Below are 25,936 nucleotides of genomic sequence, written 5' to 3'. Positions count from 1 at the left end.
ACCTCAAGGTCGCGCAAAGGTGCGCGGTCTGCGCCGTCGTGTCCAGTCGCCCAATCGGCGGGGAATATGTCCAGGCGGCTATCGCAAGTGCCGCTCGTCAGTCTTCCGCAAGCCGGGCAAGAGCGTCGAGCGTCTCGTCGCGCAACCGCTCTGCCTCCTCTGCCCTATCCGCCTCGACATAGCAGCGGAATTCCGGCGCATTCCCGGACGGTCTCAGATGCAGGATTCGCCCATCCGGTAGACTGGCGCGAAATCCATCGGTCCGGTCGATCTCGGCAATATCCGCAAGCGTGGGGTGGATCCGGTGCGGTGCCTTCTCGATCTGCTCTGCAATATGCGCCAGTCCCCGATCCGAGACCTGCGGAAGCCGCCCGCTGGCCGTATGCCGATCTGGCCAGTCGCCGCAGAGATCGGACAGGCTGCGGTTTGCCCTACGCGCCTGCCAAAGCGGCGCAATCAGCGGCAGCACCGCATCTCGCGTCAGCAAAGGCGAAAGAGACCCGGCATGACCCTCCGCTTCAAAGCCAAGCAGAAATCCCCCGTTCGCCTCATACCCAACCGTCCGTCCGGGATGGTCGGTCATTCCCGCAATGACATGCGGCGAGCCGATCCGCGTCTGAATCACCTGCTCGAACCGGCCAGACCGCGCAGCCATCGTGTTGGAGGAAACCGGCGTCACCACGATTTTGGCCCCCAGCGCATGGGCCGTCAGCGGCCCCAGGATATCCCCAGCTACGATACCCTCCGGCGTCGCCAGAAGCGGTCGGTCCCCATCCCCATCAGCCGAGACGATGGCATCCAGATCATGCTCCACGATCCAGCGAGCCAGCATCGCCGCCACCTCCGGCTCGACCGCTTCGGTATCAAGCGGAATGAACGTCTCAGACCGGCCAAGCCGAACCGTCTGCGCACCAAGTGCAGCAAAAAGATCAGAAAGAAGATCCCTCTGAACGGTGCTATGCTGGTAGATACCGATACGCAGACCCCGCAGCGCCTCCGGGCCAAAGGCGCGGCTGTAGCGCGCGCCATAGGGTATCATGATATCGCGCTGGGTCAGGCCGCCTTCACGCGAGGCCTGTGGCAGGGGACCCGCAGCCAGAATGGCGGCCTCGTCCGCCTTCGTGATTTCCCCTTCGGGCGTGTAGAATTTCAACCCATTGCGGTCTGCTGGAATGTGGCTGCCGGTCACCATGATCGCCGCTGCCACCGCCTCTCCCGCAGCCAGCGCAAGGGCTGGCGTCGCAGCCTCCCCGCAATCGGCAACATCGAGACCGGCGGCACGCGCCGACCGGATTACGGTCTGCGCAATGCTTAAGGAGGACGGCCGCAGGTCGCGCGCCACATAAAGCCCGGTGCCGGTGGGACAGGCCGCAAGAAAGGCGCCTGTGTAGCGCCTGATCACGATGTCGGTCAGATCGCTCACGAGGCCGCGTAGGCCGCTGGTCCCGAACTTGGGAGGCATGGAAAACCCTTCTTTGCTTACGCTCAAAGGACGCCAGCACAGCGACCAGGTCAAGAAAGAGCGCTAGCGCAACCCGTCTTCAAGCAAGGCCGCAGCCTCTTCCTGATCGATAAAACGCTGCAAATAGCTGTCACAAAGCCGGATCGTCCGGCGGCTGCGGCTCCACCCCGCGCCGCCATCACACCCGTCGAAAAAGAGCGTAATCTGCGAATGCCAGTCGAAGCGGGAGATCTCGCCCCCAATCTCCTCCATCAGACCGCTCTCGCGCACCATATCGGTCAGATCACTGTCACCATATTCGATCCGAAACTCGCGGGTCTCAAACTCGTCCGGCGCCATCAGAGGCGTCAGCAGACGGCGCCAACTGCGGGCAATCTCGGGGGCCGCGTCAGCGCAGTCCGCCGCATCATTGTCGGATAGACCAGCCCAGGACGGCAGATCGCCATAGCTTTCCGGATCGAACCCATAGAGAAGACAGACTGCACGATAGGCCCGGCGGGCATCAGGCGGATGCTCGCCCTTCAGATCTGGCGTGCCGGGGAACTCCGCCGCCTCGATGATCCAGGACCTCGCCCGGTCGGTGACGATAGCCTTGGCACGGTCCGGCATGACCTGCGCGATGTAAAGCGTGGCAAATGCATCGGCGATTATCTCCTCATTGCCAAGGACGGGCAAGTCGAATTCGCGGATCAACGCATGAGCCAGCTCGTGGATCAGGACATGGGTCGTGACATTGCGGGCGAAATCGCCCGGTTCTGTCTCGGCAGCGGCGGGGCTCGCGGCAAGAGCCAAGCCGACAATAGCCGCGCGCAGCCATCGGTCAGGTCGGTGCATCATCGTCGAACTCCATCGGAACCAGCGGAACTTCGATAAGCGTCGGGGCCTCGGCCCGTCCGTCCACAAGGTCGAAGATATGACGCATCATAGCCGTCACATCTTGGCGCACCATAAAGATGTTCTTGCCAAGGACCGCAACGAAGGGGTCCCAGTCGAAACAGGCGATCGACAGTTCCGTCATGTTGAGGTCGGGATGATCACCAAAGAAGCGCACGACCCCCTCGAGCGTAATTGTAGAGGCGACGAAAAGGCCCGGCGGCAAACGTCCCGTACTGGCAAGATGATGCGAAAGCGCCTCATAGGCTTTGTCCGCCGCGTATCCTCCGGTAAGGATATTCGCCGGATCGACACTCAGCCCCTGCTCGGTATGAGCATCTAGAAAGCCTCGGATGCGCTCGCGCGTGTTATGATCCGTCGCGCGGCCCCCGAGGAAGATGAACTGCCCCTCCCCCTTGGCCGTCGCAAGAGCCTGGCGTGTCAGGGTCAGCGCGCCAGCATAATTGTCGGAAATGACAGAAGCGGCCTTGGTTCCCGGAAGATCGAGGTTAAGCGTGGGAACGCCTGCCGCGGCACACAGATCATGGATTTGATCGGGATCGGTCGTACCGGTGCAGATCAGTGTTTCGACCTGATAGGCGAGCATCGCGCTGGCGGCTTCCGCCTCTAGAGCGGGATCGCGCTGGGTACTGGTAACGATCGGCAAAAGCCCCCGCGCCCGGGCCATCTGCTCAAATGTCTGCGCGATAGAGCTGAAATAGCGGTTGTCATACATCGGAACGATCATCCCGATGATACCCGACCGTTCCTTGCGAAGCGCCCGCGCCTGCATGTTCAGCGCATAGCCATGCTGTCGCGCCAGCTCCTGAATGCGCTGCGCCATTCTTTCGCTGATGCGCCGCTTGCGCCAGTTGCCGCTCAGAACGGCGCTGACCGTACTGGGCGAGGCCTCCGCCAGCATCGCAAGATCATAGATCGTGATGCGCTTTCTACCGGCAGGATCAGCCATGCGCACCTGCTGATGAGGATCTCACAGCCCAGACGCCGCTTGCAACGCGGCAAAGCGCCGGAAGCGCGCGGTATGGGCATCCGTCCGTGCTGGATCGGGGCTCAGACGAGCAGCGTTGCGTGACATGGCCCGCATCGCGACCGGGATATCCGCATGGATCCCGGCAGCCACGGCTCCGAGCATCGCAGAGCCTAGAAGCACCGGTTCAGGCGTCTCGGGCAAAAGGATCGGCAGCCCTGTCGCGTCGGCCAATGTCTGCCGCACAAACGGATGCGCCCCCGCTCCGCCGCTGACGACGATGGCCTCGGTGTCGATCCCCGCATTCCTTTGCGCCTCGAGGATCTGGCGCAGCCCGTAGCCCAGCCCCAGAAGCCCCGCCGCATAAAGCGCGATAAGCGAGCCATGATCCGTTCGGGCGCCAAGGCCTGCAATCACCGCGCGCGCGCCCGGATCGGCATGGGGTGAGCGATTGCCGTTGAAGTCCGGAACGACCGTGATCTCTCCAGCCACCGCAAACGCATCGCCCATAGCAGCCGCCTCTTCCGCCAGCGCGTGGGGAAGGCTCTGCCCATTCGTTTCAGCACGCGCGCTCGCCGGATGCATCGCAAGAAGCTGCGCAATGGCAGCCCCGGCCGCGGACTGGCCGCCTTCGTTGAGCCAAAGCCCCGGGATCATCGCGGAATGATACGGCCCCCAGACCCCCGGCACGAAGGTCGGATCCTGTGTCGAGGTCATGGTGCAGGCCGAGGTGCCGAACACATAGGCCATGCGGCTGGTCGCCTCTCCCGGCCCGTCTGCTGCGCCAAGGGTGCCAATGCCGCCTGCATGGGCATCGATGAGGCTCGCCGCGACGGGTATGCCCCGGATCAAGCCCAGATCCGCAGCGGCTTCGGGTGAGAGACCGGAACCGAGCGGCGTGCCAAGCGGGACGATTTCGGTACCAATCCGAGCGGGCGCCTCTGCCAGATCCTCCAGCCCGATCTCCCGAAAATAGCTGGAATCCCAACGATGTTCATGCGCCAGATAGGTCCACTTGCAGGTGACCGTGCAGATCGACCGCGCCGTGCTGGCGGTCGCGCGCCAGGTCAGCCAGTCGGGCAAGTCCATGAAATGCCCGGCCCCCGCATAGCTTTGAGGCATATTTTCCTTCAGCCACAGCAGCTTGGGCGTCTGCATCTCGGGCGAAATCCGTCCACCGACATAGCGCAGGACAGGGTGGTCAGTCTCGTTGATGCGCCGTGCCTGATCGATCGCCCGATGATCCATCCATACGATAACATCGCGCGCCGGATGGCCGCTTCGGCTGACCGTGACCGGACTGCCATCCGAGCTCAGCACCGCCATCGAGCAGGTGGCATCGAACCCGATACCAGCGACATCCTCGGCCTTGGCCTCCGCCGCCTCCAATGCGCCAGCCGTCGCACGGCAGACGGCCAGCCAGATATCGGCTGAGGATTGCTCCGCCAATTCGCCATCCTGCCAGAGATGGATCGGATGCGCCCCATGCCCCGCAAGCCGCCCTGCCCCATCAAAGAGCCCCGCCCGCGCGCTACCCGTGCCCACATCGATCCCAAGCGTCAGCCTATCCGCCATCGGGGCCCTCCTGCGTCAAAAGCAGGTCGACACCTACGCTAGAGGACCGGACATAGCGTCCGTTCGGCAGATCATTCTCATCCAGCTTGGCCAGGATCGCCTCCTCGGACAGCGCGTAGTGCTCCCACCGTTGCCGCAGACGGCGGCGCAGTTCGTCTTCGGGGACATCGATTAGGACACGCAGCTCAAAAGCATCGCGCAGCACCGACCAGGGCGGATCGCCAGCCAGAACGTAATTGCCTTCCACCAAAATGATCTCCGCCGCCTCCGGAATGACCCGCGCCCCGGCGCGGGCGATCTCCTTGTCGCGGTCGAAGACAGGCACGACCACCTCGCCCCCGGATCTCAGCCGACCGATCATATGCGCCAAGCCATCCACATCGAACGTATCGGGCGCCCCTTTGCGGGCATGGCGACCCAGCTCGTGCAGCAGGATGTCATCGTAGTGATATCCGTCCATCGGCAGCACCGCAGCGCGTGCGCCAAGAGCCTCCGCCACCCCGTCCGCCAGCGTCGACTTGCCCGATCCCGGCGCGCCCGCGATCCCGATGATCGTCCGCCTCCCCCGCGACAACGCGTCCAGCCGAGCGATCAGGCCAGCCCCGGTGATGCGCTCAGGCGCCATCCCTCAGATCAGCCGGTATTGCTGCGCCTTGTTGCGCAGAAACGGCAGCCCCTTGTCCATCACTTCGCGATGGCTCTCTGCGACAGGACGCCAAACGGAAAGGCCATAGGCGACCTCGGGGGGCATGTTGATGAAGCTCTCCATGGCGAGCCCTCCCTCGAACCCGATGGCAGCGAGTGTGGCATAGACCTCGTCCCAGTCACAGCAGCCTTCACCCGGCGTGCCACGATCGGATTCCGACAGGTGAATATACTTCAGATGCTCGCGCACATCGAGAATACCATTCGCCACGCCCTTCTCTTCGATATTCATGTGGTAGGTGTCGAGATGGATAAAGATATTCTCCGCCCCGACCCGCTCGATCATATCGCGCGCTTGCCAGCCGGTATTGATCAGATGGTTCTCGTAACGGTTCACCGGCTCGATCCCGAACAGCAGCCCCAGTGATTTGGCATAGGCCGCTGCCGCCTCCAGAGCGCGGGCGACGTTCGACAGCTCCTGCTCAGACGGCGGCAATCCAGTCCGTTCGCCGATCCCGCCATAGGTCACGCCAGAGAGCGCTTCGGCACCCATCGCCTTCGTCACGTCCATGGCGACCTTGAGATGATCCACCGCCCCCTCGGGGTTCACCGACGCCCAGACCGGCTCGGGCAGGCCCAGCGAGCAAACCGCCCGCAGCTTATGCGCCTCAAGCAGGCCGCGCGTGTGAGCCGCGTCGACCGCAGGCGCGTTCAAAAGGGCTATCTCGATGAAATCCATGCCGTATTCAACGGCGCCCGCGACGGCCCGTTCGGCGCCATCCCGGTCCCAGTTCATCGTCCACATGCTGGTGTGAACCCCGAATCCTTGCATTGTCAGATCTCCCGTCGTCGCCTCGAATTCCATTGCTGCGCCACCCAGCGCAGCGCCATGACCCCAATCAGGAACAGCCCCCAGACCGCCGTCGACAGATGCTGGTTCGCGCCCAGCAGGTTCAGCCCCGAGGACAGCGCCTGCAGGATCATCAGCGCCAGCACCACGGGCAGCACCTTGCCAAAGCCGCCGAACGGATCGATCCCGCCCAGAAAACAGGCCAGCACCGTGACCAGCAGAAGCGCCTCTCCGTGCCCCACGCGAACCGAGTTGAACCGCGCGGCCATCAGGATCCCTGCAATCGCGCAGATCACACCGGAAATCGTGTAGATCAGCGTCAGCGTCCGCTTTGTATGCAGCCCTGAATACTCCGCCGCATCGATATTCGAGCCGACCATGTAAACGGAAAAGCCGTGCCGCGTGCGCTTGAGCATGACGTGCCACAGCAAAGCGGCGCCCAGAAAGATCAAAAGCGGAACAGGCACGCCAAGCACATCCCCATGCCCAATCACGCGCATATAATCGGGAAAGCCTGAGATATCCCCGCCGCGGGTCATGAACTCTCCCAGCCCCCGCAGAAAGATCATCATCGCCAGCGAAACAAGGATCGGATGCGCGCCGATATAGGCGACCACCAGCCCCATAATCAGCCCCGATAGCGCACCTACGGCAATCGCTGCAACAGTCCCCAGAACGAACGCCCCAAACCCCGCCTCGGACCCGCCAAAGGACAGCAGCACCCAAGCCAGCGTCAAGCCTGACAGGTTAGCCTGATAGATGATCGCAAGGTTCAGCCCGCCCGACAGGATCGGCACCAGCATCGCCAGCGTCAGCAGGCCCAGCACCGGCAGCTGCACCGCCATCGAGCCCAGATTGGCCGCCGTCAGAAAGCGCGGCGTCGCCAGGGCAAAGACCACGACGACCAGCGCCAACATCACTAAAAGCGGCAGCGTCTCGACGCCGAGGGCCTTGCGCAGGCGGATCATGGCGCCCTCTCCGTCCCGAGAGCCACGCGACGGCCGCCCAGCCCCGGCAGATCCAGCGAGATATTCGACGAAGAGATCGCGATCAGGATCGCCGCCCCGATGATCATCTGAAACGCAAAGGGCGAGATCCCGAGCAGGTTCAGCCCGTTCTGCGTGATCGCCACGAACATGACGCCCAGAATGCAGCCCAGCACCGTCCCCTTGCCGCCGCCAAGGCGCGCACCGCCAAGAACGACGGCAGCCAGCACCTCAAGCTCGCGCCCATAAAGCGCATTCGGGACGACCTCCTTGACGATATTGACCTGCATAAACCCGCCGATCCCGGCCATCAGGCCCATCCATCCGAACGCAATCGCCTGCATCAGCGCGATGTTCACACCCGCCCGGCGCGCCCCTTCGGGATTGTCCCCGAACGCATAAAGCTGCCGCCCGATCGTCGTCCGCCGGATCAGCAGCCACGTCGCGATCACGCAGCCTGCCATGACGGCGACGGCAAGGCTCAGCTCGGACCAGACCCCGCTGGCCGACTGATGTTCGAAGATAAAGATCCGGTCCGTCCACCAGTCCGGCAGATCATAGATGAACCGCCCGCCGGAAAAGAACATGAGCAGCCCGAAATAGGCATTGAATGTCGCGATGGTGATCACGATCGAGATAATGCGAAAGCCGTGGATCAGCGCCGCATTGATCAGCCCCAGCCCGATCCCCAGCGCGCCGCAGATGAGGAACCCGATGAACCAATTGCCTCCGCCCAGCGCCTCGAAGCAATAGACGGCGACATATTGCACGACCGACGCCGCAACCGCGAAGCTGATATCGATCCCGCCTGCGATCAGCACGACCAAAAGGCCCACCGCCCAGATCAGGTTCACCGCATTATTGTTCAAGAGCGAGGTCAGATTGGCGAGCGCCAGGAACGTATCCGTCGTCAGGCTCAGCCCGATCACCATCAACAGCAGCACGATCCCAAGCCGCGCCTCGATCCGGTTGGAGGCCACAAGGCTACGCATAGATCTCGGCCTCCAGCGTATCGACCGACGTCGCATGGGGGTCATGTTCAGCCTTCAACCGCCCGCCGCGCATATGCAGGACGCGGTCCGCATTGTGCAGCACCTCCGTCACCTCGTCCGAGATCAGAAGGATCGCCAGCCCCTGATCAGCGAGCTGGCGCACGATGCGAAAGATCCCCGCTCGCGCGCCCACATCGACGCCGACCGTGGGGCTGTCGAGGATCAGCAGACGCGGCTCCGTCGCCAGCCATTTGGCCAGCACGACCCGCTGCTGATTGCCCCCTGACAGGGTCGAAACAGCATCGTCCGGAGTGCCGATCTTGACCGCTAGCTCCTCGATCCAGTGCTGAACAAGCGCCTCTTTCTGACCGGACGAAATCAGACCCAGACCGTTCAAAAGCCGGTCCAGTACGGAGATAGACGTGTTGTCCGAAATCGATTGCGGCTGGATCAGACCCAGTGACAGCCGATCCTCAGACACATAGGCGACCCCCTCCCGGATCGCGTCCCGGATCGAAAGGGGCCGGATCTCGCGACCGTTCAGCAGCACCGTGCCGCTCTCGGGACGGGTCATTCCGATCAACGCGTGAGCCAGCTCAGTCCGCCCCGCGCCAATGAGCCCGGTCAGTCCCAGCACCTCGCCCTCGCGGATCGTCAGCGACACATCGTAAAACTCCCCCGCGCGGCTCAGCCCCTGCACCTCCAGCACCGGCGGCAGGGCACTGCGGTCGCGGGCAGTCACCGCCTGCTCCAGCTCGGCGCCGGTCATCAGATGGCCCAGCCGCGCCTGAGTCATCCCCTCGGTGGGGTAGACACCCACCAACCTGCCATCCCGCACGACAGTCACGCGCGAGGCGATCTCAAGCACTTCGGCCAGACGGTGGCTGACAAAAACCACCGCCACCCCGTCCGCCGACAGCCCCCGCACGATCTCGAGCAGCCCGTCCGTTTCAGACTGCGTCAGCGAGGCGGTCGGCTCGTCCATAAAGATCAGCCGCGCCTCACCCATCAGCGCCCGTGCAATCGCCACGATCTGACGCTGCGCGATCGGCAGACTGTTGAGTGGCGCATCCAGATCAAGCGTCACCCCAAGGCGCCGCAGAACCTCCCCCGCCCGGCCCCGGCTCTGCCCCGGGCGCGTTAGCCGAGGCAGCGGGCCGACCATCTCGTCAAAGGCGATGTTCTCGGCCACAGTCATATGCGGAAATAGCGCCAGATCCTGCCAGATGACGGCGATGCCGCGCGCCCGCGCCACGTTCGGCGTGATGCCATCCAGCCGCTCCCCGAAATAGGTCATCTCGGCACCCGGCTCCGGCGTATAGACCCCGGTGACGATCTTGATCAGCGTGCTTTTCCCGCAGCCATTCTCTCCGGCCAGGCAATGCACTTCGCCGCGCGCGACGTCGAAGCTGACATCGTCCAAAGCCCGCACGCCTCCGAATGTCTTGGAGATCCCGCGCAGGCGCAGGGCGTCATCCGGCTGATCGCTCGTTTCGGTCATGGCTGTCCTGAAAAGGTCAGGTGAGGGCCCGCATCGGCTGCGGGCCCGTCAGGTCAGGCTTAGAGGCCCTTCTCGGCTAACTCATCCACCGTATCCGCGTTAATCTCGAGCAGATTGTCGGTGATGATATTGCGCGTCTCCGCATCGGGGCTGACGACACCCAGACCCTCGATCTCGGTCCCTTCGGTGATCTCCGCACCTTCGACCAGCATCTGACCCATGGTCACAAAGACACGGCCCGCCTCCGCCGGATTCCACATATACCCGCCCGAAATGATGCCGTCCTTCAGCATGCTGCGCCCCTGCCCGGGAGAGAACGGCCCCATCACATGGACCTGCCCGCCCAGACGGCGCTCCTCCACGGCCCGCCCTGCCCCGATGGGCCCTTGGCTGCCGAAGGCCAGAAAGCCCTTCAGGTCGGGATTGGCCGCGATCAGATCGAGCGCGGTCGACCGACTGTCATCGACGCTCTCGGCTACGCCATAGCGGTCACCCACCAACTCAAGATCGGGCCGGTTGGTCTCCATCCAGGCAATAGCGGCATCCGCCCAGGCATTGTGCAGCGGCACGGTCAGACTGCCGACATAGACGGCGTATTTACCTTCGCCTTCCGCCTTCTCGCTCAGAAGCTGCGCATGCGCCTCGCCAAAGCCGTCGGCCGAGGCTAGCTCGAAGTTCCAGTCGACATTCTCCAGGCCCGGCCCTTCATGGGCGATCACCTTGATCCCAGCATCCATCGCCTTCTTCAACACCGGCTCCAGCGCCGCCTCGTCATTTGGCACCACGCCAATCACGTCGACGCCACGGGCGATCAGATCCTCGATTGCCCGCACCTGCAAAGCGGGGTCCGCAGAGGTCGGCCCGATCATCTCGGCATCCATGCCAAGCTCGGCGGCGCGCTCCTTAATGCCTTCCTCCATGGCGTTGAACCACGGGATACCGCCGATCTTGACAACAACCCCCATCGTCGGGTTCTCGGCCGAAGCAGCACTCGCGATCCCGGCGGCAAGCGCTAGACTCGAGACGATCCTGAGTAATCTATTCATGCGTTCCTCCCTTGCATGTCTGTCTTAGGACAATCGATTGTGCATCCGAAGCAGCATCCCTCTCTTGGCGGAGGATAAGGCGCACAATCGATGGCGCAAACATCGCGAGATTACCCCGCACCTGTCAAGCCCAGCCCCATGACGATCTGTCAAACGGATTTGCAAGCCGGAAAGCAAAGCGGAGCGGCCCGGTCGAGAGTGGGGTAGCGGGCCGCTCCTGATCTGTCGCGACTATGCGGAGAGAGCGTCGACGACAGCGTTCGTGGCCTCTTCGGTATTCGCGCGCCCGCCGAGATCGGCGGTGCGTGTCTCCTCGGAGGCAAGAGAGTGTTCGATGGCCCGCTCGATATCGGCGGCCGCCTCCGCCTCGCCCAGATGCTCCAGCATCATGGCAGCGGTCCAGATGGCAGCGACAGGATTGGCAATACCTTTGCCCGCGATATCAGGGGCCGAGCCGTGGACCGGCTCAAACATGGACGGATAGACACCTTCGGGATTGATATTGGCCGACGGCGCGATCCCGATCGACCCGGCCACAGCCGGACCCAGATCCGACAGGATGTCACCGAAAAGGTTCGATCCGACAACGACGTCGAACCAATCGGGATGCAGCACGAAATGCGCGGTCAGGATGTCGATATGGAACTGCGCTGTCTCGATGCCCGGATGCCGCTCTGACGCGGCGGCAAAGCGTTCGTCCCAGAACGGCATCGTGTGCACGATCCCGTTCGATTTGGTGGCCGAGGTGACATGCCCCCGCTTGCGCGTTTTCGCCAGCTCGAACGCGTATTCCATGATCCGGTCGACGCCCTTGCGGGTAAAGACCGCCTCCTGCATCGCCATCTCGCGCTCGGTGCCCTCATAGATCCGTCCGCCGATCTCGGAATACTCGCCCTCGACATTCTCGCGCACGACCACGAAATCGATATCCTCCGCGCTGCGCCCTGCAAGCGGTGACTGCACCCCTTTGAGAAGGCGCACGGGCCGCACATTGGCATATTGATCCAGCTCGCGCCTGAGCGGGATCAGAAGACCCCAAAGCGAAACGTGATCGGGCACGCCCGGATAACCAACCGCGCCCAGATAGATCGCATCGCTGCCTTTGACCTGCTCGATCCCGTCCTCCGGCATCATCCGCCCGGTCTGCGCATAGCGTTCGCACGACCAGTCGTAAGTGTCCCATTTCACGGCAAAACCGCGCTTCTGCGCGACGGTCTCGATGACGCGCTGGCCGGCGGGAATGACCTCGCGGCCAATGCCGTCCCCGGGGATAGAGGCGATCGTGTAGGTTTTCGAAATGGTCATGCAAATGCGATCCCGGATGGAATTATGTTCGGGCATCGCGAGGAGCGAGCCGGTTCGGCGGCACCCTAGCGAAGATCACAGGCTTTATCTCACGGCATTTCTAATCGCGTATCGCGATTAATCTGTCTTAACGGCGTCCGAACTCCTTGCGAACCGCCGCCACGAACTCATGAACCGTGTCCAGCGGATCATCCCCGCGCCAGGCCATCATGATCTGAAGTTGCGGTCCGCCATCCTCCATCTCGCGATAAACCACACCCTCCCGGCGAAACATCGTCACCCAGTCCGGCACCAGCGTAAGCCCCAAACCCGCCGCGACGAGCGACAGCAACATATGCCGCTCGTTTGCTTCCTGATCGATCGAGAATTCATGACCCGCCGCTTCGATATAGCGGCGAACGCAATCATGCAGGATGGGACGCTGCGCGCGGGACTGAAGGATAAGCGGGTTGGCGGCGATGTCTGCGGCCGTCAGGGTCTGGCGACTGGCCAGCGGATGGTCCTCCGGCATCGCGACGCTCATCCCTTCGGCCTTCAAAAGGAAGCTGTCGATCTCAGGATTGGTCGGAGCATAGCGCAAAAACCCGATATCGACCCGCCGCGCGGTCAAAGCCGGATCGGTAATATGGGACAGCATCTCGATCAGCGTGATGTGGACGTTGGGCTGTTTGGTCAGAAAGGTCTTCACGATCCCGGGCAGCGGACCCGAAAGCGCCGAATCCACACCCCCGATCTTAAGCGATCTGTAGTTCTGCGTGGCCGTCCGGCGCACCACTTGCTCTGCCCGCCGCATCTGCGTCAAAAGAGCGGTTGCCTCAGGAATAAAGGCCCGTCCCGGCGCGGTCAGCGAAACGGTCCGGGTCGAGCGCTCGAAAAGCTGCGCCCCAAGCTCGGTCTCAAGCGCCTTGATCCGGGCCGACAACGCGGATTGAGCGATATTTTCCGCCTGTGCAGTCTGCCCGAAATGCAGCCGGTCGGCCAATCGAAGAAAAAGCCTGATATCGAGTTCGTTCATGCCTAGAATTCATAGTCGATCAAAGCATGTTGTGACAGGCCCTGACCCGCAAAAATGATAGCGAAATCAAGGTACGGCAAATCATGCCGGCGGACGATCTGACCCACTCCCGGCAGGCCGTCAAAGGAACACAAGAATAGCTCTTGGAAGCGGCGCCACGGCATACCGATCACTGTCGTGACCTGCACGCCAGAACCACCAGATCCCGGACGGCACCAGCACCAAATCCCTTGGCAATCTATCATATTCGACTGGCGATCCCTGAAGGACTCGAACCCTCAACCTGCTGATTAGAAGTCAGCTGCTCTATCCAGTTGAGCTAAGGGACCGCTGAAGCTGCTTTTACCGATGGTTCAGCACGAGGCAAGGGGAACCCAAGAAGCGGGGTCGGTGTTAGCGGATCAAATCAGCCTGGAGATCGCCATGAAGACCACCTTGACCGTCGCCGCTCTTGTCCTTCTCCCTGGCATTGCCGCCGCCGAAGCGCACTCCACTCCGGCCGCCGTGGCCGAGGTTCAGAGCCGTGACGGCGCGGCGATCGGGACCGTCTATGTGAACCCGACAGCCTCCGGTTTTGTCACGATCAACATCGCACTCACCGACCTTCCCGAAGGAGCGCTCGGCGTGCATATCCACGAAACCGGCGACTGCTCGGCCGAGGATTTCTCCAGCGCCGGCGGGCATCTGGCCGAAGGTCGGGAGCATGGCATTCTGACCGAAGGCGGTCCCCATCCGGGCGATCTGCCCAATGTCATCGTCCAGCAGACGGGGGTCGTGAATGTCGAATATTTCTCGAACCTCCTCGAGATCGACGAGATGATGTTCGACGAGGACGGATCGGCCTTCATCGTGCATTCCGGTCCGGACGACTACACAAGCCAGCCCTCCGGTGCGGCCGGGGACCGGATCGCCTGCGGCGTCTTCACCCGCGGCGAAAGCTGACCCGATGGCGGCGACCGATTTCCTGTCCACCCTGGGCCGCGAATTCATGGTCGAGCTTGACCGCCACGTGGACGAGGTCACGCGCCAGGACGGCTATGAGGTCTTCAGCCTCGCTCTCGGGGAGGAGCCGTCAGTCGAGCGGCTCGAACATCTTGACGAGGATGACTACGAGGCGCTCGCCCAGGCCGCAGAGGACTTCTTCGAGGACGAGGCCGCCCGCGAGGCCGATTTCGAAGAGATCGTTCGCTCCACGCTCGCCAATTACGAAACCGATTGAAGCTGACCATCACAGCTCTTGCAGCGGGACATCCGGCCTTCCGCGAAACGCCTCCATGGGCAGCATGAGCAATTCTGACCCAACCTTAGGACCGCCAAGGCTCAACACCCGTCAAGCGATAGAGACCGGACGCCCGAACCACTTCCCGATCTCGCTGTGCAGGTTCACCAACACCGATTTCAGCAACGCGGCAGCATCGGTCCCTTCGCCCAGCTGCCTCATAGGGTGCCAGACCGCATCGATCCAAGATCGGCCACTGGATCTTCATGGTACATAAATCATCCATCGAGGTGCGATCAGTCCGTTAAAGAAAACTGAAACTGATCAATGTTTCTGCAATTTAAGCGGGTGTAAGGTCTGTTAAACTAATCTCTACGAGGACATCGGACGTGACTGGAATGGGACGGCTTGAGCAACTCGAAAGGTTGCTCTCTGAATATATCGAACGCTATGGGGCGATCCCGGCTGCGATGGAGTACTTTGCCGAAGTCTCTCGTGGCGGATTGACAGATCAATCTGAGTCGCCGACGTTAAGACCCTCCACATCAAATTGACCTCTGAACCGCCGGTTTAGCCGGTGGATCTCTACAGTCTTCTGCGAGGTCAGCTTGAGGAGATGACGGCTCCTTGAGCGTGAGATGCGAAGAGTGGTTGGACCCGATCGAACCCCCGTCGCAAATGCGCTGGATCGGTGAACCGAAATAGATCTCGGGATCGTGTTAAGGCGCCTCATCTCCACCACCGAAGCCACGTGCGGGCTGTAAGAAAGTCGGCACTCCCGTACCGGACAGGAGCCCGCATCGATCAACGAGACCCGCCCACCAAAGCCCTAGCGGTGAACCCAGTTCACTGCTAGGACCGCCCCATGGCCAGACAGACAGAACAGCGCCGCGACGCGCTCAGAACCAATCTCACCGAAGAAGCGGAGCGGCGCATCCGGGGCGAAGGCCTCGCCTCCCTCAAGGCGCGGCCCCTGGCCGAGGCGGTCGGTTGCTCGGTCGGCGCGATCTACAACGTCTTCCCGGATCTCACCGCTCTGGTCTTGACCGTGAACGGACGGACCTTCCGGCGTCTCGGTGCGGATATCGAGGCCGCCGTGCAAACGCAAAGCGGCGGATCCCCGCCAGATCGGCTTCACGCCATGGCCATCACCTATCTGCGCTTCGCTGCCGCGAACCGGACGCTCTGGCACAGCCTCTTCGATGTCGAAATGGCCGATCCCGGCGAGATCCCCGACTGGTACGACGAGGAACTGGAGCGGCTCTTCTCCTTCATCTCGTCCCCGCTCAAGGAGATCTTTCCGGATAAGGACGCAGACGAGATCGAGTTTCTGACCCGCACGCTCTTCTCTTCGGTGCATGGGATCGTCCTTCTGGGCCTCGAACAGCGCGGAGAGCCTGCCCCCTCTGACGAGCTTGAGCGCCGGATTTCCTATATTCTAAACGTATCCACCAAAACCTGATCTCCTAATTTGAACAACGCTCATATTCATCTTGCCCCGCAAGTTCGAATCGCCTATCCATATTTTTGAACGCTGTTCATCGAGAAGGAGACGACTATGCTCTCGACCCTAAAGACCCTATTCGACGGCGCGAATACGCGGGCTGAAACCCAGCTTCGTGATAAATACGCCATCGAGCTGATCGACCAGAAGATCTACGAAGCGGACCTCAATCTTGCGGCTGCAAAACAGACGCTGGCCAGCCTGATCCAGCGCAAGCGCACCGAGGATCGGCTTGTCTCCGGCCTCGACAGCCGGATCACGGACCTTACCAAGCGCGCGACAGACGCGCTCGAAGCTGGCCGCGAGGATCTGGCGACCGAGGCGGCAACCGCCATCGCCGACATGGAAAACGAACGGTCCCGCCGGGCCGAGACGATCGAGCGTCTTCAGACGCGGATCCTGCAACTGCGCGGCGCTGTCGAAGCAGCCCATCGCCGGATCATCGACCTCAAACAGGGCGCCATCACCGCCCGCGCGATCCGCAAGGAGCAGAAGATGCAGGTCGGACTGCGCAAGACCATCGGCAACACCTCCGCCGCCGACGAGGCCGAGGCCCTGATCCAGCGCGTCACCGACCGCGACGATCCGTTCGAGCAAAGCCAGATCCTGCAAGAAATCGACAGCGGCCTGACCCATCGCGACATGGCAGACCGCATGGCCGACGAAGGCTTCGGCGATCCCAGCAAAACCACCGCAAAGACGGTCCTCGACCGTCTCAAGAAGAAATCGGGCTGACCCCCGCTACCACCGTAAGAAAAGGATACTCCCATGAACCGCAACGAAAACAACCTGATCATCAGCTTCAACTTCCTCGGCGTTGTCGTGGCCTACGTCATGCTCGCCCTGTCGCTCTGGCTGACCGACATCCCGCTTGCCACCAAAGGCTATTGGGGCATCGGTGTTCTGCTTCTGACGATCTCGCTTGTGAACTTCGTCAAATACAAGTTCGACCAGCGCATCAGTGAAGAGCGGATCTCCCGCATCGAGGAAGCCCGCAACGAAAAGCTGCTCGAGGACTATGTTATCGACAAAGCCGCATAAGATCGGCACGGCCCGGCGACACCGCCGGGCCCTCACCCTCTCCCGAGACAAGGAAGAATGCCATGTTCCGCTCCCTCGCTCCCGTCCTTCTCGCCGCGACCCTGACCCTTCCCGCTGCGCCTCCTCTGGCGGCTGAACAGACAGAGGACGCTATGATCTTCCATATCCTGAACTACCCAAACCCGAACCTTATCGACACAGATCAATGGGCTCGCGCTACCCAAGAGGCGGGCCTCTCGGATCGCACACGGACCGTCTACAACGCATCCGGCGACCAGATGGTCGCCGACATCCGCCGCGCCAGCCGGGACGGCAGCGGCGAAGCCGTCTTCGTCCTTTACGGCGTGGTCATCGACGTTGCCGACTTCGCAAACGGCGCCGACGCGGTCGAGGCCAATATCCGCCGCCAGCCCGCCCACGCGCAGGTCGATCTCCGGATCAACACTGAACGCTGCCGCCTCCTCCACAGCCCGCTCAAACCCACGAACTACGCTCCGGAATTCACCCTCCTCGCCCCCACAGATCCTGAAGGCCAGCGCCTCTGCTATGCTCAGGCGCTCGGCCTCTTCGACGGGCTCGCCCGCGACCCCGCCTCGGCCATCGACCGCACCGCCATCCATGCCCAGACCGCCATGCCCCAGATGATGCGCTACGGCTCGACCTTCCTGGACAAGGCCGACGACGGCAGAACATCCCATCGTCCCACCAACATCTTCGCCCCGGGCGACGAAATCCATGCGGAGATCTCCCTCGACTATGTCAGCCGCACCACGCCGGGCGAGCCTGGTGCCCGCTACCGGATCGGGCTGGATATCGAGGTCTACGACGCCGCCAATACTCTCCTGAACCGTCAGGAGGACGTCACCGTCTACGAAGGCGAGATGCGCCACCGCGTCCCCGTCGATGCCGAATACTTCCGCAACTTCGTCACCGCCGGACTATCGCTCGACGATCCGGGCAACTACCAGCTCGTCTTCATCCTGACCGACCTGGTGCGCGAGAACGCCGAGCCGCTGCGCGTCGGCATGCCCGTCCGCATCGGCCTCGAGCCTGACCTCCCCGCCTTTGCAGTCGAGGCCCAGACGACCCAGCGCATCCACGCCCCCGACCCGGCCGAGAATTACACCCTCCGCCGCTGCGCCGCGCTCTATCAAAGCCGGGTTGTGCGGATCGGCAGAGAGACCATGGACGAGGCCGAATTCACCCGCCTCGACGCGCGCATCCAGTATTTTCTGCAATCGGACATGACCCTCCAGATGGGCCCGGGCAACGTCTCGCAGGACCTCGCCCGAACCCGCACCCTCAGTGCCATGCACGCCCTCTCCGCGCTCTACCGGGACCGCATGGCCCAGCAAGCCTCAGAAGGCACCGATCCCTGGCTCGAAGACCCCCTGCTCCGCCGCGACGAGGCCTTCTGCGACCACCTCTTCGAAACCCGGCCGGAATAACGAACGGGCGGCAGGCCGGACATAAGACCGGCCTGTCGCCAAGCCCTATCCCTCCATGCGAAAAAATGCCTGCTCGGACAGCTCATCGGGCCGCGTGACGCATCGGTCGAATGTTTCTCCGCCAAACCTCAGACGGCGGCCGCCCTCGTCGATCATCACGACATCCATGTCGACGCAATCGCCGACGCTGAAGGGCGGTCCGCTGACACACTGCGAAATCTCGACCGCAACTCCGACCTCGAGCGGGCAATCTTGCATATTCAGCGCAGCAACCAGATCGGGGATCTCCTGATGCAGCGTCACCTCCGACCGGTCGTTCTCAAGATCGAGAGCAATCGCACCGGCCACCGGCGACGGATCATCGGCAACCCGGTATGGCCCGCTTGACCGATAAGTGAAAAGAGGCACGGTCCTCTCTTCATCGGCAAAGATCTCGAAGACCAGCGTCTCTTCCGTCTCGGCAAAAAGAACGGTCGCCTGCGTCCAAGCCGTGGCGCTCCCGTCCGGGGAAGCCTGCTCGACCACCGGCGTCTGCCAATCTCCGATCAAATCGGCTTTCGACGTCTCTGCAATGGCAGGCAAGGCGGCAAGGGCGAGACAACTCGCGAAAAGGATCGGTCTGGGCATGGGATCTCCATAGGTTGGGACTGGACTGCGCCAAACTGATACGACATTGGACTATGTAGTTCAATATTGTACCATATAACGAAGCCGTGAAGGCGCTGCTCACGCTCGTCCCACGCAGATACGAAACTTTAGAAAGACTGCTCCAGAAACGAGAGCAAATCGGGATCCTCTGGAAATCGCTCCAATCCGGCACGCGCCTTCTGGCGCGCCTCTTTAGTCCGGCCCAACTGGTGAAGCGCCCAGACATGCTCTGTCAAATGCCTCGGATCGTGTGGAGCCAGCGACATGCCCTGTTCCGTCAGCGGCAAAGCCCTACCCGACTGATCGAGAAAGCTAAAGGCGCGGGCGGTAAAATACACCGTATCCAGGTTGTCGCCCTCCCGTCGCAACGCCTGCTTGCAGTCCCCAAGGGCGTCCTGATACCGCTCCATATCCTGCCGAACCACGCAGCGCGACAGCCAGCCTTGCGGGTGATCGTCTTCCGCAAGCACTTCTGTATAAAGCCTCTCCGCGGCCTCAAGGTCGCCTGCCTCGCGATAGGTCCAGGCAAGCATCCGCATCGTGAATGTGTTTCGGGATGAGGAAACGCTCAGCTTCAGATCGAGAATACTGCGCTGAAAATCCCCAAGCTCGCGGAATGCGATACCACGATTTGTAAGCGCCTCATCGCGTTCAGACCTCTCGAGCCCTTTTGTCTCAAGAAGCTCGGTACAAACCTCGACACTCAGCTCAGGTTTGTCGTTGGGATTGATCCTATGGCAGATATGAGGGTCCGCAACCAAGACGCCCGGAAGGGCAAGAACTACAAAACCGCCGAGAAACTGACGCATCACCGAAACTCCGGCACGCGAACTCACCCGGCTCCTCATCGCATCAATGCGTCCAGGAGCCCCGACGGTTGGTCGCGAAGTTCTCGCCATAGCCGCCCTTGCGGACGTTCGGCTTGCGCTCCTGCGGCTCGGTCACGACCGCGTCGATGCCGTTCTCCTTGGCGTAATCAAGCGCGTCTTCCTTGCTCTCGAAGCGTAACCGCACCTGACTTTGCGTATCCGACGACGACGTCCAGCCCATCAGCGGATCCACCTCGCGCGCGCTGTTCGGCACAAAGTCCAAAACCCAAAGCTTGGTCTTGGCAGCGCCCGACGACATAGCCGTGCGGGCGGGGCGATAGATACGGGCGGGCATGGGCGATCCTCGGTCAGCAATCGCCACGGTTTAACGACAACAGCCCCTGCAACACAAGATGCCCCATCATCGCAACAGCGTTTCGACATCGGCCAGCAGCGCTTTGAGCTGTGCCATCCCATGCGTACCGATCCGGGCCGTGACCCGGGCATGAAGATCCATCTTCGCCGCATCCAGAACCTTAACAAGCGCATCACCCTGATCGGTCAGCCGTACGATCTTGGCCCGCCCATCGGTCGGGTCAGGACCAAGTTCGAGATAACCGCGTGCAAGAAGGCTGCGCACCTGCTCATGCGCGGCCTGCTTGGTGATCCGGCGTGCGGCGGCGAGTGCGGTCATTCGCGTCCCTTTTGGGCCGATCAAGACAAGGACATCACTGTCGGCCACGCTGATATCCGCGAACCCTTCGGCATCGAGATCCGCATACATCGCAGCTTCGAACGCTTTGAAGGCGCGCCAGATATCGGCGCCGATATGATCGGGCGGTCGGCGCTCGGGTCGGTCAGACATCTCCATCCCCGCAGGTTAGCGATATCTCGCCCCTACACAATCGTCATGCTACTTGACTATATTCCCGACTCTGGTAGTCAGGTTGCCTGACTTTATAAGGAGAACGTGATGAAAGGACCCCTCATGGCAACGATGCTTCTCGCTGCAGGTGCGCAAGCTGCATCGGCGGAAACACGGCTGGACGCGGCACAAATGGACGGGCTGCTCACCGGCAACACAGTCTATATCTCGATCCCGCCGGGCGCCCCCGGCATGCCCGATGGCGGCATCGCCCCGTTCAAGTTTGGAGGCAACGGCAGCGCTGCGGCCAAGTTGCCGACCGGGCTCACTCTGGTCGGCACATGGTCGCTCGGCGACGACCGCTACTGCGTCGACTGGGAGAACGGTCCGAAAAACAGCTGCACTTACCTCATCAAGACCGAAGGCAGTATCGCTATGTACGACCCGGACGGCACCGCCGAGCGCGGAATGATCGAGCGGATCGTGCCCGGCAATCCCGAAGGGCTCTGACGTCCTGCCAGCCTCCTGCCATGACGCTGGCAGGAGGCGCGGCCCAGAGGGTTGAACTGACCTCGCTCAGCGACACATGGTAAGGCTGGCCTCCAAGGACCCTGCCCCCATGCCCAACACCGCCCCGATCCTGAACTCCCCGGCCCCCGACGTGCGCACCCGCGACAAGCTCGAAGGCGGCATCCGCTTTAGGATGGAGACCGAGTTTAAGGCCGCCGGCGACCAGCCCACCGCCATCGCCGAGCTGTCCCAGGGCGTGAAAGACGGCGACCGCGACCAGGTCCTCCTCGGCGCGACCGGCACCGGCAAGACCTTCACCATGGCCCGCGTGATCGAGGAAACCCAGCGCCCCGCGATCATCCTCGCCCCGAACAAGACGCTCGCCGCCCAGCTTTACGGCGAATTCAAGGGCTTCTTCCCCGACAACGCCGTCGAATACTTCGTCAGCTACTACGACTACTACCAGCCCGAAGCCTACGTCCCCCGCTCTGACACCTACATAGAGAAGGAAAGCCAGATCAACGAGCAGATCGACCGGATGCGCCACTCGGCCACCCGGGCGCTGCTCGAACGCGACGACGTCATCATCGTCGCCTCCGTCTCCTGCATCTACGGCATCGGCTCGGTCGAAACCTATGGCGCCATGACCCAGGACCTCGTCGCGGGCAAAAGCTACGACCAGCGCTCTGTCATGGCCGATCTGATCGCCCAGCAATACCGCCGCAACGACCAGGCCTTCCAGCGCGGCACCTTCCGCGTGCGCGGCGACAGCCTCGAGATCTTCCCGGCCCATCTAGAGGACCGCGCCTGGAAACTCTCCTTCTTCGGCGAAGAACTGGAAGCGATCACCGAATTCGACCCCCTCACGGGCGAGAAGACCGGCAGCTTCGACAAGATCCGTGTCTACGCCAACTCGCACTATGTCACGCCCAAGCCGACGATGAACCAAGCCGTCATCAACATCAAAAAAGAACTGCGCCTGCGCCTCGACCAGCTCGTCGGCGACGGCAAACTGCTCGAGGCCCAGCGGCTCGAACAGCGCACCAATTTCGACATCGAGATGCTCGAGGCCACCGGCGTCTGCAACGGCATCGAAAACTACTCCCGCTACCTCACCGGCCGCGCTCCCGGAGAGCCGCCCCCCACTCTCTTCGAATTCATCCCCGACCACGCCATCGTCTTCGCCGACGAAAGCCACGTCTCCGTCCCGCAGATCGGCGCGATGTACAAAGGCGACTACCGCCGCAAATTCACACTCGCCGAACACGGCTTCCGCCTGCCCTCCTGCATGGACAACCGCCCCCTCAAATTCGAGGAATGGGATGCCATGCGCCCGCAATCGGTCTTCGTCTCCGCCACCCCCGCCTCGTGGGAGCTGGAGCAAGCGGGCGGCGTCTTCACCGAACAGGTCATCCGCCCCACCGGCCTTCTGGACCCCCAGGTCGAGATCCGCCCGGTCGAGATGCAGGTCGACGATCTGCTCGACGAGGTTCGCCGCGTCGCCGCAGATGGCTACCGCACGCTCGCCACCACGCTGACCAAGCGCATGGCAGAGGATCTGACCGAATACATGCACGAACAGGGCATCCGCGTGCGCTACATGCATTCGGACATCGACACGATCGAACGGATCGAGATCCTGCGCGACCTGCGCCTCGGCGCCTTCGATGTGCTGATCGGCATCAACCTGCTGCGCGAAGGGCTCGACATCCCCGAATGCGGCCTCGTCGCCATCCTCGACGCCGATAAGGAGGGGTTCCTGCGCTCCGAAACCTCCCTCGTCCAGACCATCGGCCGCGCCGCCCGCAACGCCGAAGGCCGCGTCATCATGTATGCCGACCGCATCACCGGCTCGATGGAGCGAGCGCTCAAGGAAACCGACCGCCGCCGCGCCAAGCAAATGGCCTATAACGAAGAGCACGGCATCACCCCCGAGACGGTCAAGAAGAACGTCGAGGATGTGCTGGCAGGCCTCTACAAAGGCGACGTGGACATGAACCGCGTCACCGCCCAAGTCGACAAGGGCCTCGCCGGAGGCAACCTGCAAGCCGTCATGGACGGCCTGCGCACCGACATGCGCAAGGCCGCCGAAAACCTCGAATTCGAAGAGGCCGCCCGGCTCAGGGATGAGCTCAAACGGCTCGAGACGGTGGATCTCGTCGTCGCCGACGACCCCCTCGCCCGCCAGCAGGCCGTCGAGAAGGCGGTGGATGACGCCGCGAAAGCGTCAGGGCGGAGCACGGCAGGAAGAGCGGGGCAGCGGGGTGGGAATAAGCGGCGGAAGGGGCGATAAGAGCACCGAGCGCGGCCTTGCAATTTCTTAAATCAAATAACTACGATCAATATAAGCATAACATTGGAGGAAAAATTGGCCGAACCCAAAATCGGTGTCGACGCAATACCATTTGATGAAGACACAACAAAGTATCTCGCCTCGCACAGCCCCGAACTCTGGAACGAGGTTGTTTATTCGCTGAACCCAGATTCCCCGCTAGCCGAAGATATATTAAGTTGGATCTGCAACCAGCCAGAATGTGATATAGCAACTGCACTAACAGTATTTATCAACTTCGAGCTGGAGGATATCACAAAAGTAGCAATCTCAGACACGAGAGGTCGAGAAGAAATTGCAAAATATCGGTCCAATAAAACATGGGAGCTTACTAGAATAATATGTGAAAACTCCGAAAGAAATTTCTATCAGAGATCAGACTTCTCTCCTCACCGATTAGAGGACCAGCCAGCCTCCGTCCTTGAGCGTTTAGAAAAGCACAGGTCTGAAGCTAATGTCCAAAAAAGCGATTATCTTCCGATCCCGCGGAACTTGCTAAAACATAACTTTCCAAATAGGCCACCGAAGCCATCAGGCTATTTCGGTGATGAGACGGGCATGTATCATATCAGCACCTTGCCTCCCGAGCTTCAGGAGATGTTTAAGCAATCGTAGGATGGGTGCTCGCACCCATCGCCCCCCTACTCCCCAAAAGCCCCTCAACCACGGCCCACGCACATTCCGGCTCCACCCTCCCGGCCCGGATATCCCGATGGATCGACGAAGACGGCCACCCCGTCGCCCGCTCCCCATATTTGTGATTGAGCGAGTTATTCCCACAATACCGAACATAAAGCGCATGATCCTCGGCATCCCTGATCTGAGTCCCAACACCGCCACACGCCTTTCTCTCCCTCTGCAATCTGAGACGCCAACCCCGGCCAGTTCGCATTAAAGGAGCTTGTGAAGCGCGCCTCGATCAGCCGCCACCTCGTCGAATAATCCACGTCCCGCAAGACGGGTTCACACTGCTTGCAGGTGATCTGGAAGGACGCGGCTCCCCTCCAAGCACATGACGCCGAACCACCTCCCTTCCCAGTTTCGATACCGGCGGAGCCACAATAATTTCTGATGCACCGTCAGACATCATAACCGCGATCATATCCCAAAATTTCGCAGGTCGAGCGGCACGTCAGATGATTCCTCCATCCCCGCACAGCGGTCCAAACGGCCGCCCTCGGTCCGCGTCAGCCCCCAATGAAACAAAGAACACGGGGTTTTGCGGAAGGACTTACTTAGCGTTTTCGGTAGGACATGATCTTCGCCGGAACCTAGTCTCTGCGCAACATTCCGGGAAGCTTGTAGAGGTTTATCCCATGAATGTTCCTGTCGATCCGAACGGCTCCTCCCTCCAGAACTCCACAGATGCATTTCACGCGGATACATTGCAGGGTTCCGGCATGGATGCAGGCATGCTTCCCGGAACATGGGACGATGCTCGGTCTTTCGAATACATCGCCAGCCATCCCGACCTGATGAATGCCTACGGCATGAATGCCGATGCAGGGCGCGGACACTACGCATCCAGCGGCCAGACCGAGGGACGGCAGATCACCTTCTCCGCGGCCAATTACCTGGCCGCCAACGAAGATCTGAAAACGGCATTCGGCACGAACGAGGTCGCGGCAACGCAACACTACATAGAGACCGGACGCTTCGAAGGCCGCTCGCTTGCCCCCGGACAATCCCAGACGGCACCTCAGACCCGCCCGATCTTTCGCGACGAGGACGGTGACGGGATCGGGCAGATCCACCTGGGCGGCGAGTGGATCGACGCTCAGGTCGAGACTGTCGATGCTTATTTGACGTCCGGGATCGGGTTGATTGACTTGGGCGCCGGACGCCGGGTCACCGCAGCGCGCGATGGCGGGGCGCCCCTGGCCTATTCGGCTGTCGGAAACTCGCTTCTTAATAGCGAGCTGACAACCAATCAGTATCTCGCATCCGATAACGGGCGCTACCGCGCACTTCTGCAGTCGGACGGCAATTTCGTCGTGTACGACACATCACTGTCGGACGGCTGGGACCCCGAGGCGGCGATCTGGGCCTCCGATACCGTGACCGGTCAGCCGGGCGGGACAGTGCGCATGCAACCGGACGGCAACCTTGTCGTTCAAAACGGAGAGGGGGCGCCCGTCTGGGACAGCGCAACCTACAGCCAGACCGCAACGGTCGATCGTTCCTTTCGGCTTCTCATGCAGGATGACGGCAATCTTGTCGTCTACGATGATGCGACCAGTCAGGCTCTTTGGTCGAGCCAGCATGGCAAGCTTGCTGAGGCCGGCGATCTCAGCGGAGGATGGAGCGACGTCCGCGCGCTGG

At 61.8% G+C, this 25,936-nt stretch carries 26 protein-coding genes and 1 tRNA gene; 10 read left to right on the top strand and 17 right to left on the bottom strand.

The window, feature by feature from the left end:
• Positions 1-97: 97 nt before the first annotated feature.
• From AAD018_RS17485 to AAD018_RS17425, 13 genes are all read right to left on the bottom strand, one after another.
• Positions 98-1,462 carry a phosphohexomutase domain-containing protein gene (locus AAD018_RS17485; RefSeq protein WP_367316426.1) on the bottom strand — a complete coding sequence of 455 codons (1,365 nt, stop codon included), beginning with the start codon at positions 1,460-1,462 and terminating at the stop codon, positions 98-100.
• A 63-nt stretch (positions 1,463-1,525) separates the two neighbouring features.
• Complete coding sequence (locus tag AAD018_RS17480; protein ID WP_367316425.1) at positions 1,526-2,299, bottom strand: DUF4344 domain-containing metallopeptidase; 774 nt, start codon at positions 2,297-2,299, stop codon at positions 1,526-1,528.
• Entirely contained in the window at positions 2,283-3,305 is a 1,023-nt protein-coding gene (locus AAD018_RS17475) for a LacI family DNA-binding transcriptional regulator (RefSeq protein ID WP_367316424.1), read from the bottom strand. Before AAD018_RS17475 ends, AAD018_RS17480 begins: the two co-directional genes overlap by 17 nt.
• 21 nt (positions 3,306-3,326) lie before the next feature.
• Entirely contained in the window at positions 3,327-4,898 is a 1,572-nt protein-coding gene (locus tag AAD018_RS17470) for an FGGY-family carbohydrate kinase (protein ID WP_367316423.1), read from the bottom strand.
• Positions 4,888-5,523 carry an AAA family ATPase gene (locus AAD018_RS17465; RefSeq protein WP_367316422.1) on the bottom strand — a complete coding sequence of 212 codons (636 nt, stop codon included), beginning with the start codon at positions 5,521-5,523 and terminating at the stop codon, positions 4,888-4,890. The genes AAD018_RS17470 and AAD018_RS17465 overlap by 11 nt, the downstream gene beginning before the upstream one ends.
• Positions 5,524-5,526: 3 nt before the next feature.
• The gene (locus AAD018_RS17460; protein ID WP_367316421.1) at positions 5,527-6,375 is read right to left on the bottom strand and encodes a sugar phosphate isomerase/epimerase family protein; all 849 of its coding nucleotides are present in this window, start codon (positions 6,373-6,375) and stop codon (positions 5,527-5,529) included.
• A gap of 2 nt (positions 6,376-6,377) precedes the next feature.
• Positions 6,378-7,361, bottom strand: coding sequence for an ABC transporter permease (locus AAD018_RS17455; protein WP_367316420.1), 984 nt, complete (start codon positions 7,359-7,361; stop codon positions 6,378-6,380).
• Positions 7,358-8,371 carry an ABC transporter permease gene (locus AAD018_RS17450; protein WP_367316419.1) on the bottom strand — a complete coding sequence of 338 codons (1,014 nt, stop codon included), beginning with the start codon at positions 8,369-8,371 and terminating at the stop codon, positions 7,358-7,360. The genes AAD018_RS17455 and AAD018_RS17450 overlap by 4 nt, the downstream gene beginning before the upstream one ends.
• The gene (locus AAD018_RS17445) at positions 8,364-9,872 is read right to left on the bottom strand and encodes a sugar ABC transporter ATP-binding protein (RefSeq protein WP_367316418.1); all 1,509 of its coding nucleotides are present in this window, start codon (positions 9,870-9,872) and stop codon (positions 8,364-8,366) included. The genes AAD018_RS17450 and AAD018_RS17445 overlap by 8 nt, the downstream gene beginning before the upstream one ends.
• A gap of 59 nt (positions 9,873-9,931) precedes the next feature.
• Entirely contained in the window at positions 9,932-10,918 is a 987-nt protein-coding gene (locus AAD018_RS17440; protein ID WP_367316417.1) for a substrate-binding domain-containing protein, read from the bottom strand.
• A 231-nt stretch (positions 10,919-11,149) separates the two neighbouring features.
• Positions 11,150-12,223 (bottom strand): tartrate dehydrogenase, encoded by a 1,074-nt coding sequence (locus tag AAD018_RS17435; protein WP_367316416.1) that lies wholly within the window; start codon positions 12,221-12,223, stop codon positions 11,150-11,152.
• A 127-nt stretch (positions 12,224-12,350) separates the two neighbouring features.
• The gene (locus AAD018_RS17430) at positions 12,351-13,238 is read right to left on the bottom strand and encodes a LysR family transcriptional regulator (protein ID WP_367316415.1); all 888 of its coding nucleotides are present in this window, start codon (positions 13,236-13,238) and stop codon (positions 12,351-12,353) included.
• A gap of 252 nt (positions 13,239-13,490) precedes the next feature.
• Positions 13,491-13,567: transfer RNA gene (locus AAD018_RS17425), tRNA-Arg, on the bottom strand.
• Between the two features lie 94 nt (positions 13,568-13,661).
• On the opposite strand from AAD018_RS17425, the gene AAD018_RS17420 reads away from it, so the two are divergent.
• The 6 genes from AAD018_RS17420 to AAD018_RS17395 all read left to right on the top strand — a co-directional run bounded on the left by AAD018_RS17420 (position 13,662) and on the right by AAD018_RS17395 (position 18,450).
• Entirely contained in the window at positions 13,662-14,180 is a 519-nt protein-coding gene (locus AAD018_RS17420; protein ID WP_367316414.1) for a superoxide dismutase family protein, read from the top strand.
• Between the two features lie 4 nt (positions 14,181-14,184).
• Positions 14,185-14,457, top strand: a complete 273-nt coding sequence (locus AAD018_RS17415; protein WP_367316413.1) for a hypothetical protein — start codon at positions 14,185-14,187, stop codon at positions 14,455-14,457.
• A gap of 865 nt (positions 14,458-15,322) precedes the next feature.
• Positions 15,323-15,919 (top strand): TetR/AcrR family transcriptional regulator, encoded by a 597-nt coding sequence (locus tag AAD018_RS17410; RefSeq protein WP_367316412.1) that lies wholly within the window; start codon positions 15,323-15,325, stop codon positions 15,917-15,919.
• A gap of 96 nt (positions 15,920-16,015) precedes the next feature.
• A complete protein-coding gene (locus AAD018_RS17405; RefSeq protein WP_367316411.1) occupies positions 16,016-16,696 on the top strand; it encodes a PspA/IM30 family protein in 681 nt (226 codons plus the stop codon).
• A gap of 33 nt (positions 16,697-16,729) precedes the next feature.
• Positions 16,730-17,002, top strand: a complete 273-nt coding sequence (locus AAD018_RS17400) for a hypothetical protein (protein ID WP_367316410.1) — start codon at positions 16,730-16,732, stop codon at positions 17,000-17,002.
• Positions 17,003-17,064: 62 nt separating this feature from the next.
• Positions 17,065-18,450: a hypothetical protein gene (locus tag AAD018_RS17395; RefSeq protein WP_367316409.1), complete on the top strand. Its 1,386-nt coding sequence runs from the start codon at positions 17,065-17,067 to the stop codon at positions 18,448-18,450.
• Between the two features lie 45 nt (positions 18,451-18,495).
• On the opposite strand, the gene AAD018_RS17390 is transcribed toward AAD018_RS17395, so the two are convergent.
• From AAD018_RS17390 to AAD018_RS17375, 4 genes are all read right to left on the bottom strand, one after another.
• On the bottom strand, positions 18,496-19,077 hold the full coding sequence (locus tag AAD018_RS17390) for a hypothetical protein (protein WP_367316408.1): 582 nt from the start codon (positions 19,075-19,077) through the stop codon (positions 18,496-18,498).
• A 128-nt stretch (positions 19,078-19,205) separates the two neighbouring features.
• On the bottom strand, positions 19,206-19,907 hold the full coding sequence (locus AAD018_RS17385) for a tetratricopeptide repeat protein (protein WP_367316407.1): 702 nt from the start codon (positions 19,905-19,907) through the stop codon (positions 19,206-19,208).
• Positions 19,908-19,950: 43 nt separating this feature from the next.
• Entirely contained in the window at positions 19,951-20,262 is a 312-nt protein-coding gene (locus AAD018_RS17380) for an ETC complex I subunit (RefSeq protein ID WP_367316406.1), read from the bottom strand.
• Between the two features lie 66 nt (positions 20,263-20,328).
• Positions 20,329-20,772 carry a MarR family winged helix-turn-helix transcriptional regulator gene (locus AAD018_RS17375; RefSeq protein WP_367316405.1) on the bottom strand — a complete coding sequence of 148 codons (444 nt, stop codon included), beginning with the start codon at positions 20,770-20,772 and terminating at the stop codon, positions 20,329-20,331.
• A 108-nt stretch (positions 20,773-20,880) separates the two neighbouring features.
• Here AAD018_RS17375 and AAD018_RS17370 point away from each other — a divergent pair, with 108 nt between their 5' ends.
• From AAD018_RS17370 to AAD018_RS17355, 4 genes are all read left to right on the top strand, one after another.
• The gene (locus AAD018_RS17370) at positions 20,881-21,282 is read left to right on the top strand and encodes a hypothetical protein (protein WP_367316404.1); all 402 of its coding nucleotides are present in this window, start codon (positions 20,881-20,883) and stop codon (positions 21,280-21,282) included.
• Between the two features lie 109 nt (positions 21,283-21,391).
• A complete protein-coding gene (gene uvrB / locus AAD018_RS17365; protein WP_367316403.1) occupies positions 21,392-23,575 on the top strand; it encodes an excinuclease ABC subunit UvrB in 2,184 nt (727 codons plus the stop codon).
• A 75-nt stretch (positions 23,576-23,650) separates the two neighbouring features.
• Positions 23,651-24,229, top strand: coding sequence for a DUF4274 domain-containing protein (locus tag AAD018_RS17360; RefSeq protein WP_367316402.1), 579 nt, complete (start codon positions 23,651-23,653; stop codon positions 24,227-24,229).
• 701 nt (positions 24,230-24,930) lie between these two features.
• On the top strand, positions 24,931-25,936 hold a 1,006-nt coding region (locus AAD018_RS17355; protein WP_459382425.1), incomplete at its 3' end, for a hypothetical protein.

Source organism: Aestuariibius insulae (assembly GCF_040783535.2).
GTDB lineage: Bacteria > Pseudomonadota > Alphaproteobacteria > Rhodobacterales > Rhodobacteraceae > Aestuariibius > Aestuariibius insulae.
The sequence above is the reverse complement of the archived record's forward strand: the minus strand, read 5'-3'. Positions and strand labels throughout refer to the sequence as shown.